At 67.4% G+C, this 546-nt stretch carries 1 protein-coding gene; it reads left to right on the top strand.

What is annotated here, in order from left to right; translation table 11 throughout:
- Positions 1-22: 22 nt before the first annotated feature.
- On the top strand, positions 23-546 hold a 524-nt coding region (locus ACXJKJ_RS31780), incomplete at its 3' end, for a hypothetical protein (protein WP_457395699.1).

Below are 546 nucleotides of genomic sequence, written 5' to 3'. Positions count from 1 at the left end.
CAACAAGGAAGATTGATTCATCATGAAGTTCACTGACGGACAGTGGATGCATCAGCCGGGCGTGGCCGCACATTACGCGGCCGAGGCCTATGCGATCGAAGTCCACGAAGACCGCCTGGTCGTGCTCGCCACGACCCGCCCCATCAAGCACCGCGGCGACACGCTGCAGGGCCCCACGCTGACCGTGACGCTGAGCTCGCCGCTGCCCGGCGTCATCCGCGTCAGCGTCGAGCACTACGCCGCGTCGAGCGCGCCGCGCCTGCACATCCCCATGCCCGGCGCTGGCAAGCATCCAGTGCAGATCGACAACGGCGACACCCAGGCCACGCTGACCTCGGGCGCGATTTCTGTCGACGTCAAGAAGGGCGAAGGCTGGAGCCTGACCTTCCGCGAGGGCGACCGCGTGCTGACCAAGAGCGACTGGCGCGGCCTGGGCTTCATCCAGTGGGCCGGCAAGGACGGCCTGGTGCGCCACCACGTCCACGACCAGCTGTCGCTGGGCGTGGGCGAGAACGTCTACGGCCTGGGCGAGCGCTTCACCTTCAC

The organism is Roseateles sp. P5_E1, from assembly GCF_054049335.1.
The sequence above is the reverse complement of the archived record's forward strand: the minus strand, read 5'-3'. Positions and strand labels throughout refer to the sequence as shown.